Below are 15,269 nucleotides of genomic sequence, written 5' to 3' on the forward strand. Positions count from 1 at the left end.
TTTTAAAATTCATTTGGTAACATATATATTAGCATTCAAAATAATTAAAAAATGACTTCAAAAACTGTAGCGGAATTATTATCGCAAGATGGAACCTTACAAGATGTTACTCTTAAAGGTTGGGTAAGAACTTTTAGAAATGATAGATTTATTGCATTAAACGACGGTTCTACTATTAATAATATACAATGTGTTGTTAATTCTGAAAATTTTGACGAAGCCCTTTTAAAACGTGTTACTACAGGAGCTGCAGTTCATGTCACTGGAGAATTAGTTGAAAGCCAGGGAAAAGGACAATCGGTTGAAATCGTTGTAAAAACTTTAGAGATTTTAGGGGATTCTGACCCAGAAACATATCCAATTCAACCCAAAAAACACACATTCGAATTTTTAAGAGCAAATGCGCATTTACGCACAAGAACAAATACATTTAGTGCTGTGATGCGTTTACGTTCGTCATTATCATTTGCTGTTCATAAATATTTTAATGAAAATGGCTTTAACTACATGCACACACCTATTGTAACAGGTAGTGATGCTGAAGGTGCAGGTGAAATGTTTAAAGTAACAAATTTAGACGCAAAAAATCCACCATTAAATGAAGATGGTTCTGTAAATTACAAAGAAGATTTCTTCGGAAAAGAAACGAACCTAACTGTTTCTGGCCAGTTGGAAGCTGAAACTTATGCGATGTCTTTAGGTAAAGTTTACACTTTTGGACCAACATTTAGAGCCGAAAATTCTAATACAACACGTCACTTAGCAGAGTTCTGGATGATTGAACCAGAAGTTGCTTTTATGGATTTAGCTGGCAACATGGATTTAGCTGAAGATTTTATGAAATCCGTTTTAAGTTATGTACTCGAAAAAAACAGTGAAGATTTAGAATTTTTAGATAATCGCTTACAAAAAGAAGAAGAAAAATTACCTCAAGCACAGCGTAGTGACATGAGCTTAATTGAAAAAATTAAGTTTGTAGTAGACAACAACTTTAAGCGTGTAAGTTACACTGAAGCAATAGATATTCTTAGAAACTGTAAACCAAATAAGAAGAAGAAATTTAAATATATCATTGAAGAATGGGGAGCAGATTTACAATCTGAGCATGAACGTTACTTAGTGGAAAAGCATTTTAAATGTCCTGTGATTTTATTTGATTATCCTGCCAACATAAAAGCATTTTACATGCGTTTAAATGAGCCAGATAGTGAAGGAAGAGAAACAGTAAGAGCTATGGATATTTTATTTCCTGGCATTGGAGAAATGGTTGGTGGTTCTCAAAGAGAAGAACGTTTAGACGTTTTAAAAGAAAAAATGAAAGCCTTAGATATATCTGAAGAAGAATTATGGTGGTATTTAGATTTACGTAAATACGGAACTGCAGTACACTCTGGATTTGGCTTAGGTTTTGAACGTTTAGTAATGTTCGCAACAGGAATGGGAAATATTAGAGATGTCATCCCTTATCCTAGAACACCACAAAATGCAGAATTTTAATTGTTAAATGATAATCCTGATCGGTTTCTAAAACCTATCAGGATTTTTTTATTACATTTATAATCAACAGAAATTTTATGTCCCTAAAGCAGTTTTTATCATTTAAGCTCTCACAAAAGCTTTCACCACAACAGATTCAACTTATGAAGTTGATTCAGTTGCCTACACAAGCCTTTGAGCAACGTTTAAAGCAAGAATTAGAAGAAAATCCTGCATTAGACACAGGTAAAGAATCAGAAGCCTCAGAGGATAACCTAGATGAATTTGATAATTCTGAGGAAACTTATGATGATAATGAAACTATTGAAGCTGAAGATATTAATATAGACGAATATCTAAGCGATGATGAAGTCCCTGAATATCGTACTCAAGCCAACAATTATAGTGCAGATGATGAAGATAAATCTGTACCATATGCTGCCGGAACATCTTTTACACAGCATTTAACAAATCAATTAAACACCTTTCGCTTATCAGATCAAGAAGAGGAAATTGCCTATTTCTTAGTTGGGAGTGTAGATGAAAGCGGATATATACGTCGATCACTCTCTGATATTACTGATGATTTAGCTTTTACTCAAAATGTTTACACAACTGAAGAAGAAGTAGAAAAAGTATTACATATAGTACATCAATTAGATCCAGCAGGTGTTGGTGCTCGTAACCTTCAAGAATGTCTAAGTATTCAACTACACAGGAAAGAACAACGTCCTGATGTGGCAATGGCAACAGCTATAATAGATAAAGGTTTTGAGCAGTTTACTAAAAAGCATTATAAAAAATTAATGCAAAAATTTAATATTGACGAAGAACAACTAAAAGATGCTATAGAACAAATAGAACATCTTAATCCTAAACCTGGAGGTTCTTATGCTGGCAATAATAAAATTGTTCAACATATTGTACCAGATTTTGCTATTAAGATTGTAAACGGTGAATTAGAGCTAACGCTTAATGGTAGAAATGCTCCAGAATTGCATGTTTCAAGAGAATACAACAACATGCTTAAAGGGTATAAAGAGACCAAAGAGAAGTCTAAATCCCAAAAGGATGCTGTAATGTTTATTAAACAAAAGTTAGATGCAGCAAAGTGGTTTATTGAAGCAGTTAGACAACGTCAGCAGACGTTATTTATAACTATGAGTTCTATTATGCATTACCAAAAAGAATACTTCTTAACAGGTGATGAGCGTAATTTACGCCCAATGATATTAAAAGATATTGCAGACGAGATTGAAATGGATGTTTCTACCATCTCCCGTGTTGCAAATAGTAAATATGTGGACACACCTTACGGTACAAAACTAATTAAAGAATTCTTCTCAGAATCTATGACTAACGATCAAGGTGAAGAGGTTTCTACAAGAGAAATTAAGAAAATTCTAGAAACTGTAATTGAAGAAGAAAGTAAAAAGAAGCCAATGACAGATGAAGCTCTTGCTAAAATCTTAAAAGAAAAAGGCTACCCAATTGCTAGGCGTACAGTTGCTAAATACAGAGAACAATTAGATATTCCAGTAGCTCGTTTAAGAAAAGAACTTTAAGAAGCCCTTTCGATGAAAGAATTTATTTTAAAAGGCATATCGTTTGTGTTTCATCCGTTAATAATGCCATTATTGGGTGTCATTTTTTACTTTTCTAAAACACCTCGGTTTATTCCAGAGCCTGTAATGAAAGCTAAGATTTTTTCTATAGTAATTCTTACAATCATCTTACCTATTCTACTCTTTTTTTTACTTAAAACTATAAATAAAGTTGATTCGATATATTTAAAAAGTACTAGAGAACGATTAATTCCCCTCTTTATCAATTCTGTAATTACGCTATTAATTCTAATCAGAGTACTAACACCGAGTGAAATTATAGAATTATATTATTTCTTTTTGGGGATTCTATGCTCTACTTTAACTTGTTTTATTTTAGCTGTTTTCAAAATAAAAGCAAGTATACATATGATTGCAGCTTCAGGTTTTACAATGTTTGCCGTTGCAATTAGTATGCATTACAAAATAAATATAAATGGGACAATCGCTTTAATGCTAATTATTCTTGGAGCCATTGCTACTTCTCGCTTGCATTTAAAAGCCCACACAAATCAAGAATTAATAATAGGCTTATTCACAGGCATAACTCCACAAATTTTTCTACTTAGTTATTGGTTATAATACATAAAACATGAGTCCTATTTTGAGGGATTTCATATCAACTGCTGTATTATCAGATTGTAAATTGGCATCAAAAATTGGGTTAAGACCATAATATAAATGAAAATTCCACGTGCCATAACCAGCGCTTAAAGTAAGCCCATATTGAAGTTTATTAAAACTGTCTATATTAGAGAGTGTACTATTCTCTAGATCACTAAGAAACTTTGTAGAATTATAAAGTAGATAACCTATTTTAAATCCGGTATATATACGCCAAAAATTATAATCACTTGCTGTAGATGTTCTCCATCTAATTTCTAAAGGAACTTCAACTAAATAGGTTGTAAATTTATTCTTTGTAACATCATAATCGCTCTCGTCAATGATGCTAAACTCAATGTCATTATTGATCTCTGAAATCAATATGTTTTTTTGATTATATGAATTTGCAGACAACCCCAAACCCAAACCTATAGCCACATTTCTTCGCTGATTAATAGGCATATCTCTAATAAAACCTAAGTTAAACCCTGAAGAAAAGCCACTCTGTTTAACACCAGATGGTTTTTCATTTAATAAATTATAAGTTACAGATGCATAAAACTGATCTTCTCTATAGTTTTTATAGAGTTCTGATAAATCTGTTGTATTAGTATCATTATTTTGAGAAAATCCGACGATACCAATTAACACAAATAGAACAAAAATAAAATTTTTCATATTTATAAAATTACAAAATCTTTAATTCATTTTTGCATAAAAAAAACGTCCTGAAAAAATCAGGACGCCTATTTATATAATTATAAATTATAACTATTATTCATCTTTTCTTGCATTAGCAATATACATTACTTTTAATGCATTAGCTTTTCGTAGCTCTTGTTTGATATCTGAAACCAAACCTGCGTTGGTATTCTTATCTATTTTAAGACCTACAACTACTTTACTTTGCAGTTCTTCATTCATTTCACTAATACCTTGATAAATTGAAGACTGTACATCTTCTAAACCTATAAATGCATCATTAAACTGAATTCTTGGCTCTTCACCAAATTGTTTGTATTGACTACTCGGCTTACCTGCATAGATAAAAATAGTTCTATCTTTTTTAAGTTTTTCAACTTGATCTGCACTAGGTAATCGGTTTTCAATCATTAAAGAACTATCTCGCATTACGGTTGCAACCATAAAAAAGAAAAGTAACATAAATACAATATCTGGAAGTGATGCCGTCGAAATTGCCGGTAATTCACCTTTTTCCTTCTTTCTAAATTTTGACATATTTGTTTCTTTTAGTCTTTATCTGGTTCTGCTTCAGACAACTTCATAGGGAATAAATTCTTAATGGTCTCAATACGCTCATTAAGCACTTCATCCTTACTAAATTGGTTCTTTTCCTTCTCTTCTAACATTGCGGTAAATACTTTTTCCGCATTAGGATAATACTTCTTATACAATCTTGTAGCTTCTCTCTCTCTTAAGATATTATAAGCTGCCACAAGTTCATTCTGTACATCCATGTACTTTTCGTAAGTTGTTTCCCTATCATGCTTCATTGAGATAATAGCTTTGTCTGGGTGATCAGATGAAGATTCATCTCTCTTACCCTTACAATACGTACAAGTTTCTCCTGCTGCATTTGTTCCTCCTCCATTATCCAAAAACTCAACGGCTGCTTGTCTTAAATCCTTTAATTGCATTTCTTCGTCTTCGACTAGCAATTGGTTATGACGGTTAATTAAAACAGTAAATAAATTTTTCTGTTTAATAATAGGAGGTGTAACTTGAGAGTCATCAATTGGTGGCAAACTTCTTAATAATCCTTTGTCTTTTTCAATTGTTGTTGTAACTAAGAAAAAGATAAGTAATAAGAAGGCAATGTCAGCCATTGATCCTGCGTTCACTTCGGGTGCTGCTCTTTTTGCCATTTTTATATTATTTACTAATTACTTTTTTTACTCCTGAGAAAATCATAGAAATTGCGGCAACTGCTAATAATATATAAAAGGCAACTAAGCCAGCTCCAACCATTGTTGATTCTCCTTCTGTTGCAAATGTATCACCATTTTTATACTGTAAAGGTAAATCACTACCTGATACAGCATAAGATATAACTAATACTGCAACAAAAGCTCCAACACCTATTAAGGTATTCTTAAGACCTGCTGTATTTGTAAATAGATTTTTTAAAACAAAAAACACTACAAATGCTAAAACTAATCCTAATATAACATAAGCAATATAAGCCATTGGGTCTACAAGACTAGCGCTTTCACCAGTCTTTATTGCTTCGTCACCAGCAGCAATAATTCTAACTAGAGATATAATCCCAGCTAAACTTAGTACAGCGGCTACTATTTTTAATATTTTGTGCATAATTATTTTTTATTTTTTGTGTCTTACTAGTAAATCCATCAATGTGATAGATGCATCTTCCATGTCATTTACAATGCTATCAATTTTAGCAATGATATAATTATAAAAGATTTGAAGTATAATAGCTACAATAAGACCAAATACTGTTGTTAAAAGTGCTACTTTAATACCACCTGCAACTAAAGAAGGTTGCATATCACCAGCAGCTTCAATTTTATCGAAGGCTTGAATCATACCAATTACCGTACCCATGAAACCAAGCATTGGTGCCAAAGCGATAAATAAAGAAATCCAAGATACATTCTTTTCTAGTTGACCCATTTGAACACCACCATAAGCTACAACAGCTTTTTCAGCGGCATCAATGTCTTCATCTGCTCTATCTAAACCTTGATAGAATATAGAAGCAACAGGTCCTTTTGTATTTCTACAAACCTCTTTTGCAGCTTCGATACCACCAGAATTTAATGCATCTTCTACATTTTGGGTTAATTTTTTAGTGTTTGTTGTTGAAAGGTTTAAAAAGATAATTCTTTCGATAGCAATTGCTAATCCAAGAATTAAACATAGTAGTACAATACCCATAAAGCCTGGACCACCTTCAATAAAACGCTTTTTTAATTCTTGATGAAACGTCAAGTCTTCAGAAGCTGGTTCTGCTTGAGTTACAGTTGTTACAGTTGCTGTTGCGCTTGCAAAGGCTGTTGTTGCATTTGCATTAACAGTTCCGATAGCCATTAAACATGTTATGGCAAGGATAGAAAATAATCTTTTCATTGTTCTGAATCTTAATTTTATTAGTTAAAGTGTTAAAGATATAAAAAAATATGCAATTATAACATAAAAATATCAGCAGAGAGGAAGGGATTCGAACCCTCGATACCCTTTTGGAGTATACACACTTTCCAGGCGTGCGCCTTCGACCACTCGGCCACCTCTCTCTAAATTTTTAAGGTTATATTACACCAGGGCAAATAACGAAAAAAACTTCAAACACTAAAATTTATTGTGTTATTTTTAAGACATTTCTCCTCTAAGTGAAGTTTCAAAATACAACTGAAATTCTTCTGGTTTTACTTTTTCACCTAAAAGGTACATCATTTTAGCTATTGCCGCTTCTGTGGTAATATCTTTACCTGAGATCATACCAATAAGCTTTAATTGCGAACTCGTCTCATATTGTCCCATGTTTACCCTTCCCCTTACACATTGGGTAACATTTACAATATATAGTCCGTTTTTTATAGCCTTTTGTAATAACGTGATAAACCAAGATTCTGTTGTTGCATTACCAGAACCATAAGTTTCTATAATTAGGCCTTTTATTAATTTACTTGTAAGAATAGCTTCACAAATTGGTTTAGATATTCCTGGGAACAATTTTAACACTCCAATATTAGCATCCATTGCCGTTCTTACAATTAATCTCTCATTGAGTTTTGGCTTCCATAAATATTCTGAATTTACATTTAGATGCACACCAGATTCTGCTAAATGCGGATAATTAAGTGATTCAAAAGCTTCAAAATGCTCAGCATTTAATTTTGTAGTTCTATTACCTCTATATAATTTATATTCAAAATACAAACCTACTTCTCTAATTATTGGTACACCGTCCTTTTGTAAAGATGCCATCTGAATTGATGTAATTAAGTTCTCCTTAGCATCTGTACGCAAATCCCCTATAGGTAATTGCGAACCTGTAAATATTACTGGCTTTGCTAGATTCTCTAACATAAAACTGAGTGCAGATGCCGAATAACTCATAGTATCACTACCATGCAAAACAACAAAACCATCAAAATCTAGATAATTATCTCCAATAATAGTTGCAATATCTGCCCAATAGACGGGATTCATATTGGATGAATCTATAGGCTCTTCAAATGAAATGGTTTCAATTGTGCAATCTAATAAACGTAGTTCAGGAATTTTAACGAGTAAACTATTAAAATCGAATGCTTTTAGGGCACCCGTTTCAACATCTTTTACCATACCAATAGTTCCTCCCGTATATATTAATAAGATATGTGGTTGCTTTATCATTTAGATTCCGAATATAGCTTTTGAATTTTCTGTGGTAATAGTTGCGATCTCTTCTTCGCTTATGCTGTAAAGTTCCGATAATTTTTCTAATACCTTATTAATATAGGCGCTTTCATTTCTTTTACCTCGGAATGGTTTTGGCGCTAAATAAGGAGAATCGGTTTCTAAAACAATGTGCTTTAGATCTATCTGATTAATAAATTGATCTATTTTGCCGTTTTTAAAAGTGACAACACCACCTATTCCTAATTTCATATTATAAGAAATAGCTTGTTTTGCCTGTTCTAAGCTGCCTGTGAAACAGTGAAAAACCCCAAATAAGTCATCCGATTTCTCTTGTTCTAAAACTTCAAAAATTTCATCAAACGCTTCTCTACAATGAATAACAATTGGTAATTTGTATTGCTTAGCTAAATTGATTTGATATTTAAAAGCTTCAATCTGAATATCTAAAGTAGACTTATCCCAATAAAGGTCTATTCCTATTTCTCCAATGGCGCAAAATTTTCTTTTTTTTAAGAAATCCTCAACATATTTTAGCTCTTCTTTATAATTATCTTTTACAGATGTTGGATGCAAGCCCATCATTAAAAAAACATACTCTGGAAAATCTTTTTCGAGCTGAAGCATTGCTTCCATATAAGATGAATCTATAGCAGGAATAAAAAAGCGCTTTACATTGGCATCAATTGCTCTTTGCATCATTTCTTTTCTATCACCATCGAAAGCATCACTATATAAATGTGTGTGTGTGTCAGTAATTATCATTTTACAAAAGTAAACTATCTTTGTACAAATTAAAATAATGGAAACATTGAAAGACTTCCTTATTAGTAAGGGTTATTCTAAAATTAAATTAAAGTTTACTAAAACAAATCATTTTGAAATTAAAGCTTCCATAAATGGTATTAAAGGACGTTTTATTTTAGACACAGGAGCCTCTAATAGTTGTGTTGGTTTTGAGGCTATTGAGCGATTTAATCTTAAAGTAAAAGATTCTGATATCAAAGCTGTCGGAGCAGGAGCATCTGATATGGTGACACAGATTTCTAAATCTAATTCTATTAAAGTTGGGAAATGGAAAAAAAACCGTCTGTCTTTAATTTTATTTAATTTATCTCATGTTAATACAGGACTCATTAACCATAATGCAGAGCCAGTTGACGGTATTATTGGTGCAGATGTTTTAAAAAAAGGCAAAGGTATTATAGATTACGAAAAAAAATACTTGTATTTAAAACTAAAATAATCATTATAAAATATAGATTTTTTTTACCTTTAAAATTAACCCTTCATTTGAATTAATAGCAAAAAAATGAACCCTACCATCATTATAGCAGATGACCATCCTCTTGTACTTAAAGGTCTCAATGATTTTTTACAAGAAAATAAATTTAATGTTATAGCTAGTGCAAAAAATGGAAAAGAAGCTTTAGCTTTAATTAAAGCGCATCGACCAGACATTGCCATCTTAGACATAAAAATGCCCTTTTTTACTGGTTTGGAAATCGCAAAAAAATGCCAAGCAAGCAATATTAAAACGAAAATTGTACTTATCACTTTCGAAAAAGACGAAAACACTTATAACGAAGCAAAAACATTAGGTGCCTATGGTTATGTTTTAAAAGAATTTGCTTTAGATGAGATTGAAAATTGCATCACTTCCGTTAGTAATAACAAACCATATTTTAGCCCAGAACTTTTATCTTACATTGAAATTAATAATGCTCCTGATAAAATTAAGAGCTTAACTGAAGCAGAAACGAAGATTTTTAAACTGATTGGAAGCAATAAAACAGCTACTGAAATCGCAAAAGAGCTAAATATATCGGTTAGAACAGTAGAAAAACATAAAAGTCACATTAGAACAAAACTCGCATTAGACTCAAAATCAGCAAGTTTGTATTTATTTGCAAAAGAAAATTTAAGATTTCTCTAAATATACGTAGTACTACGTATAGTATCGCATCCTTTTATTTAAGATATTTACATCAGTGATTTAGTTGTTATCAATGAATCATTGTTATTAATTAAGGGTTAATAACGAGCTATTAGTTAGTTCTTAGGGATTATTTAAGTCTCGGATAGTTAGTCCGAGACTTTTTTTATGCAAATAAGTCAAAAAATACGTAGTTCTACGTATAGTATTGCATTAAAATAATGTGCAATTTTACATCAGCTATTAATCAATGTCTCAAGTTAAATACCTAAGGCTCTGAGTTAAATAATAATTCAGAGCTTTTTTAAAAACATGAAAATTATGGAAACAATGAAAAATGAATCACCTGCAAAAACTGACAAAATATTTATATTTTTATTAGTTGTAAGTTCAGTAATCGTAATCTCTGCAAATATTGCAGTTAATTTTTTTAATTAATCTTAGTTAGATAATCTCTTGTTAGTTAGGAGTAAAAAAGCGCAAATCCAGAGGAATTGCGCTTTTTAAATTTTATTAACTTTTAAGATTTACATCTCTAAAGCCTTCTTTACGTTATTATCCATTAATAATTCTTCAGGATTTTCTAATGCTTCTTTTACAGCCACTAGAAAACCAACAGATTCTTTTCCGTCTATAATTCTATGGTCGTAAGACAAAGCCACATACATCATTGGATGAATTTCAACTTTACCATCTACAGCAATAGGACGTTGAATAATATTGTGCATTCCTAAAATTCCACTTTGAGGAGGATTAATAATTGGTGTAGATAACATACTACCAAATACTCCTCCATTAGTAATAGTAAACGTTCCACCTGTCATTTCATCAACAGTGATTTGTCCATCTCTTGCTCTAAGAGCTAAACGCTTTACTTCAGATTCTATTCCTCTAAAAGATAAATTCTCTGCATTTCTAATCACTGGTACCATTAATCCTTTTGGACCCGAAACTGCAATACTAATATCTACAAAATCATAAGTTAACATTTCCTTGCCATCTATCATAGAATTAACAGCTGGATACATTTTTAAAGCTCTAACCACAGCTAAAGAAAAGAAACTCATAAAGCCAAGGCTTACACCATGTTTTGCTTTAAAGTCTTCTTTATATTGCTTACGCAATTCAAAAATCGGTGTCATATTAACCTCATTAAATGTGGTTAACATTGCCGTTGTATTTTTAGCTTCTACTAAACGCTCAGCTACTTTACGACGTAACATAGACATTTTACTATGCGTTGTTCCTCTTTTAGCTCCTGTTGGAGTTCCCATTGAAGGCACTGCTTTCACAGCATCGTCTTGAGTGATTCTTCCATCTTTACCTGTACCAGAAATTGTACTAGCATCAATTCCCTTTTCTGCTAATACTTTTTTAGCAGCAGGACTTGCAGTCCCTGTTGCATAAGTTTTAGCGGTTTCAACAACTGGTTGAGAAACTTCTTTTTTAGGAGCCTCTTCTATCTTTTCTGTCTTAGCAGGTGCTTCACCACCCTCAGGTTTTGCTGCACTTGTGTCTATTAAACAAACTACAGCACCCACAGCAACAGCATCACCTTCTTCTGCTTTTAGTGTAATTGTTCCACTAGCTTCTGCTGGCAATTCTAAAGTTGCTTTATCGCTATCTACCTCAGCAATTGCTTGGTCTTTTTCTACATAATCTCCATCTTGCACTAACCATTCTGCAATTTCCACCTCAGTAATTGATTCGCCTGGTGAAGGCACTTTCATTTCTAAAATCATGCTTTTTTCGTTTTGTTAAGCTCTAATTTGCGTTGTGTTAATTCTCTTTATCTCTGATTGTTTTTGGTTTTATCAAAAACGTAATCTATTACTTCTTTATGACGTTTTTTAGAACGCACTGAACTTCCTGCTGCTGGTGCACCATAAGGCCTTCTACTTGCTGACCTAAATTGCCTAGCCTCATCAAAATGCATTAATAAATGACTATATGCTCCCATATTCCTTGGTTCTTCTTGAGCCCAAACAACATCTTCTGCATTTCTATATTTCTTCATCACTGCTCTCATATCATCCGCAGGCAATGGAAATAATTGTTCTATTCTAACTAAAGCAACATCATCTCTTTCTAGATTTTCTTGCTCCTCTAGCAAATCATAATAAAACTTACCTGTAACAAAAACTAATGTTTTTATCTTATCTGCTTTAGCATTAGCATCATCAATTAACATTTGGAAACTTCCATTAGCAAATTCTTCTACGGTTGAAACTACTTTTGGATGACGCAGTAAACTTTTTGGTGTAAATACAATTAAAGGCTTTCTGTAATCTGCTTTCATTTGTCGTCTTAATAAATGAAACATATTAGCAGGCGTTGTACAATCTGCAACAAACATATTATCCTTTGCACACAACTGTAAATAACGTTCCATTCTGGCAGATGAGTGTTCTGCTCCTTGACCTTCATAACCATGTGGCAACAACATTACCAAACCGTTTTGAAGCTTCCATTTATCTTCAGCAGCAGAAATGTATTGATCTAACATTATCTGTGCTCCGTTACTAAAGTCACCAAATTGTGCTTCCCAAATAGTTAAAGTTTTTGGGCTAGCCATAGCATAACCATAATCAAAACCAACTACTCCATATTCAGATAACAAGGAATTATAAATAAAGAATTTTCCTTGTTGGTCATTTAACTTATTATGAAGAATAATTTCCTCTTCACTATCCTCTACTTTTACAACAGCATGTCGATGAGAAAATGTACCTCTTTCTACATCTTGTCCAGAAATTCTAACATCATTACCTTCTAACAAAAGAGATCCATATGCCAAATGCTCTGCCATGGCCCAATCTAATCGATCTTCATCAAACATCGTTTGTCTAGATTCAATTAAACGTTGAATTTTTCTTATAAATTTTTTGTCTTCTGGTAAATTTGATATTACTTCTGTAATTTTCCGAAGTCCTTCTTTAGAATACGTTGTATCTACAGACTTCATCATTTTATCTTCTTGTACCGAAACAAAATCTATCCATTCATTTTGCATAAATGGTGTGATTTCCGTTTTCTTTACCTTACGAGAATCTTCAAGTTTTTCTTCTAACTTATCCTTATATTCTTTTTCAATTTTAGCAACAAAGTCATTATTAATAACTCCTTCTGCTAATAATCTTTCTGCATAAATATCTCTTGGATTTTTATGTTTTGCTATCGCTTTATATAATAATGGTTGCGTAAACTTAGGCTCATCTCCTTCATTATGTCCATATTTTCTATAACCTAGCATATCAAGAAAGACATCGCGTTTAAATTTCATTCTAAAATGTAACGCAAATAATGTAGCATGCACCACAGCTTCAACATCGTCTGAATTAACATGCAATACTGGCGAAAGTGTTACTTTACCAACATCAGTACAATAAGTACTTGACCTAGCGTCTAAATAATTGGTTGTAAAACCAATTTGATTATTTACTACAATATGTATTGTACCATTAGTTTTATAACCATCTAACTGTGCCATTTGCACTAACTCATAAACTAAACCTTGTCCTGCAATTGCTGCGTCACCGTGAACAATTATAGGTAATACTTGCGATGGATTATCTGGGTATTTATCATCTTGTTTAGCTCTAGCAATACCTTCTACAACGGCACCAACTGTTTCTAAATGCGAAGGGTTTGGTGCAATGTTAATATTTATGTGTTTTCCATTATCTGTAACACGATCGCTCGTCCATCCCAAATGGTATTTTACGTCACCATCAAAAACCTCTTGCTCGTAATCTTTGCCGTCAAATTCGCTAAAGATATCTTTTGCAGATTTTCCAAAGATATTAGTTAATGTACTAAGACGACCACGATGCGCCATTCCCATTACAAATTCTTTCACATCATATTCAGATGCTTGCTCAATTAAAGCGTCTAAAGCTGGAATTAAAGCTTCACCACCTTCTAAAGAAAAACGTTTTTGCCCTACATATTTGGTATGCAAGAAATTCTCAAATGACACTGCTTCATTTAACTTTCTTAGAATATGTTTTTTCTCCTCTACAGAAAATTTTGGATGATTATCATTTACATTCAGCTTATTCTGAATCCATGCAATTTCTTCTGGTTTTCTGATGTACATATACTCTACACCAATAGATTCACAATATACTGTCTCTAAATGATCAATTATTGTTTGTAGTGTAGATGATGTGCCTAAGCCAAGAACTTCACCTGCAGAGAACACTGTCTGTAAATCGGATTTTGATAGTCCGAAGTTTTCAATTTCAAGTGTTGGTGCATATTTACGTCTTGCTCTTACTGGATTTGTTTTAGTAAACAAATGTCCACGACTTCTATAGCCATCTATAAGCTTTATAAGTTGAAACTCTTTTTGAAGTTGTTCTGGCATTTGCGTAGAAACACCTTCAATAATTTCACCTTCTAAACCGTAATTTTCGGATCCAAAATCATAACCTTGAAAAAAGGCACGCCAGCTAGGCTCTACAGAATCGGGATTTTTGAGGTATTGGTCATATAAATCAGCAAAATATGCCGTATGTGCCGCGTTAAGAAAAGAATATTTATCCATTATACTTTTTGAGACGTTTTCGTTTCAACATAATTTATTCAAAAATACAACTTTTACTAAATATAGATAAGGTTTTATTATATTTATAACATATAGCAAAAAACAAATACTATCAATATGAATAACAATTATATTTTCTTAAAAAAAACCTTACTTACTACTGCCATAGTTTTCATTTCTACGATCAGTTCTTTTGCACAAGAACCAACATCTAAAATTAATAATTTTTGGAGCCAAGTTGAATTTGGAGGAGGATTAGGCTTAAATTTTGGTGATGGTTATTTTAGTAGTTCCATAACGCCAAATGCACTATACCGTTTTAGTCCTTATATAGCTACAGGTATTGGGCTAAATTTTTCTTATAGTTCTCAAAAAAAAGTGTTTAAGTCTACTGTACTCGGAGGTAGTATTATTGGGTTATTTAATCCTATAAGAGAAATACAAGTTTCTACAGAGTTTGAACAATTACATGTTAGTCGAAATTTTGACGAAAAATACGTAACCAATGCAGATGATAATTATTGGTATCCAGCTCTTTTTATAGGTGCTGGTTACACTAGTAGTAATGTAACCATTGGAATTAGGTATGATATGCTTTACGACAAAGACAAAAGTATTTATTCTGAAGCATGGATGCCTTTTGTGAGGTTTAGATTTTAATAAAAGCCGATTCAAATCATACTTCTGAAAGCATAATTATAATCGAATACAAACT

The 15,269-nt window shown here is 32.3% G+C and carries 15 protein-coding genes and 1 tRNA gene; 6 read left to right on the top strand and 10 right to left on the bottom strand.

Going from position 1 to position 15,269, the window contains the following annotated elements; all coding sequences use genetic code 11:
* Positions 1 to 51 precede the first annotated feature (51 nt).
* The 3 genes from asnS to ACJJVO_RS10735 all read left to right on the top strand — a co-directional run bounded on the left by asnS (position 52) and on the right by ACJJVO_RS10735 (position 3,662).
* A complete protein-coding gene (gene asnS / locus ACJJVO_RS10725; protein WP_405573864.1) occupies positions 52 to 1,497 on the top strand; it encodes an asparagine--tRNA ligase in 1,446 nt (481 codons plus the stop codon).
* A 77-nt stretch (positions 1,498 to 1,574) separates the two neighbouring features.
* On the top strand, positions 1,575 to 3,041 hold the full coding sequence (gene rpoN, locus ACJJVO_RS10730) for an RNA polymerase factor sigma-54 (protein WP_405573867.1): 1,467 nt from the start codon (positions 1,575 to 1,577) through the stop codon (positions 3,039 to 3,041).
* Positions 3,042 to 3,053: 12 nt separating this feature from the next.
* Complete coding sequence (locus ACJJVO_RS10735; RefSeq protein WP_405573868.1) at positions 3,054 to 3,662, top strand: hypothetical protein; 609 nt, start codon at positions 3,054 to 3,056, stop codon at positions 3,660 to 3,662.
* Here ACJJVO_RS10735 and ACJJVO_RS10740 read toward each other — a convergent pair.
* The 8 genes from ACJJVO_RS10740 to ACJJVO_RS10775 form a co-directional block, all read right to left on the bottom strand.
* A complete protein-coding gene (locus tag ACJJVO_RS10740; RefSeq protein ID WP_405573870.1) occupies positions 3,657 to 4,364 on the bottom strand; it encodes a porin family protein in 708 nt (235 codons plus the stop codon). The two genes, ACJJVO_RS10735 and ACJJVO_RS10740, sit on opposite strands and share 6 nt — an antisense overlap.
* 96 nt (positions 4,365 to 4,460) lie before the next feature.
* Positions 4,461 to 4,925, bottom strand: coding sequence for an ExbD/TolR family protein (locus tag ACJJVO_RS10745; protein WP_405573873.1), 465 nt, complete (start codon positions 4,923 to 4,925; stop codon positions 4,461 to 4,463).
* 11 nt (positions 4,926 to 4,936) lie between these two features.
* Positions 4,937 to 5,572, bottom strand: coding sequence for an ExbD/TolR family protein (locus ACJJVO_RS10750; protein WP_405573875.1), 636 nt, complete (start codon positions 5,570 to 5,572; stop codon positions 4,937 to 4,939).
* Between the two features lie 7 nt (positions 5,573 to 5,579).
* Entirely contained in the window at positions 5,580 to 6,020 is a 441-nt protein-coding gene (locus ACJJVO_RS10755) for a hypothetical protein (protein ID WP_405573878.1), read from the bottom strand.
* 9 nt (positions 6,021 to 6,029) lie between these two features.
* Positions 6,030 to 6,797: a MotA/TolQ/ExbB proton channel family protein gene (locus ACJJVO_RS10760; protein WP_115817035.1), complete on the bottom strand. Its 768-nt coding sequence runs from the start codon at positions 6,795 to 6,797 to the stop codon at positions 6,030 to 6,032.
* Positions 6,798 to 6,873: 76 nt separating this feature from the next.
* Positions 6,874 to 6,961: transfer RNA gene (locus ACJJVO_RS10765), tRNA-Ser, on the bottom strand.
* Between the two features lie 76 nt (positions 6,962 to 7,037).
* Positions 7,038 to 8,066, bottom strand: a complete 1,029-nt coding sequence (locus ACJJVO_RS10770) for an asparaginase (RefSeq protein WP_405573881.1) — start codon at positions 8,064 to 8,066, stop codon at positions 7,038 to 7,040.
* The gene (locus ACJJVO_RS10775; protein WP_405573884.1) at positions 8,067 to 8,834 is read right to left on the bottom strand and encodes a TatD family hydrolase; all 768 of its coding nucleotides are present in this window, start codon (positions 8,832 to 8,834) and stop codon (positions 8,067 to 8,069) included.
* A 37-nt stretch (positions 8,835 to 8,871) separates the two neighbouring features.
* Between ACJJVO_RS10775 and ACJJVO_RS10780 the strand changes: the two genes are divergently transcribed.
* Entirely contained in the window at positions 8,872 to 9,315 is a 444-nt protein-coding gene (locus ACJJVO_RS10780; protein WP_405573886.1) for a retropepsin-like aspartic protease, read from the top strand.
* A 66-nt stretch (positions 9,316 to 9,381) separates the two neighbouring features.
* Entirely contained in the window at positions 9,382 to 10,005 is a 624-nt protein-coding gene (locus ACJJVO_RS10785) for a response regulator (protein WP_405573889.1), read from the top strand.
* Between the two features lie 527 nt (positions 10,006 to 10,532).
* Here ACJJVO_RS10785 and odhB read toward each other — a convergent pair.
* Positions 10,533 to 11,747, bottom strand: coding sequence for a 2-oxoglutarate dehydrogenase complex dihydrolipoyllysine-residue succinyltransferase (gene odhB / locus ACJJVO_RS10790; protein WP_405573892.1), 1,215 nt, complete (start codon positions 11,745 to 11,747; stop codon positions 10,533 to 10,535).
* A 47-nt stretch (positions 11,748 to 11,794) separates the two neighbouring features.
* Complete coding sequence (locus ACJJVO_RS10795; RefSeq protein ID WP_405573895.1) at positions 11,795 to 14,554, bottom strand: 2-oxoglutarate dehydrogenase E1 component; 2,760 nt, start codon at positions 14,552 to 14,554, stop codon at positions 11,795 to 11,797.
* 117 nt (positions 14,555 to 14,671) lie between these two features.
* Between ACJJVO_RS10795 and ACJJVO_RS10800 the strand changes: the two genes are divergently transcribed.
* The gene (locus ACJJVO_RS10800) at positions 14,672 to 15,214 is read left to right on the top strand and encodes an alpha-ketoglutarate decarboxylase (protein WP_405573898.1); all 543 of its coding nucleotides are present in this window, start codon (positions 14,672 to 14,674) and stop codon (positions 15,212 to 15,214) included.
* The last annotated feature ends 55 nt before the right edge of the window (positions 15,215 to 15,269 follow it).

This window comes from Winogradskyella sp. Asnod2-B02-A, assembly GCF_045063645.1.
Classification (GTDB): domain Bacteria; phylum Bacteroidota; class Bacteroidia; order Flavobacteriales; family Flavobacteriaceae; genus Winogradskyella.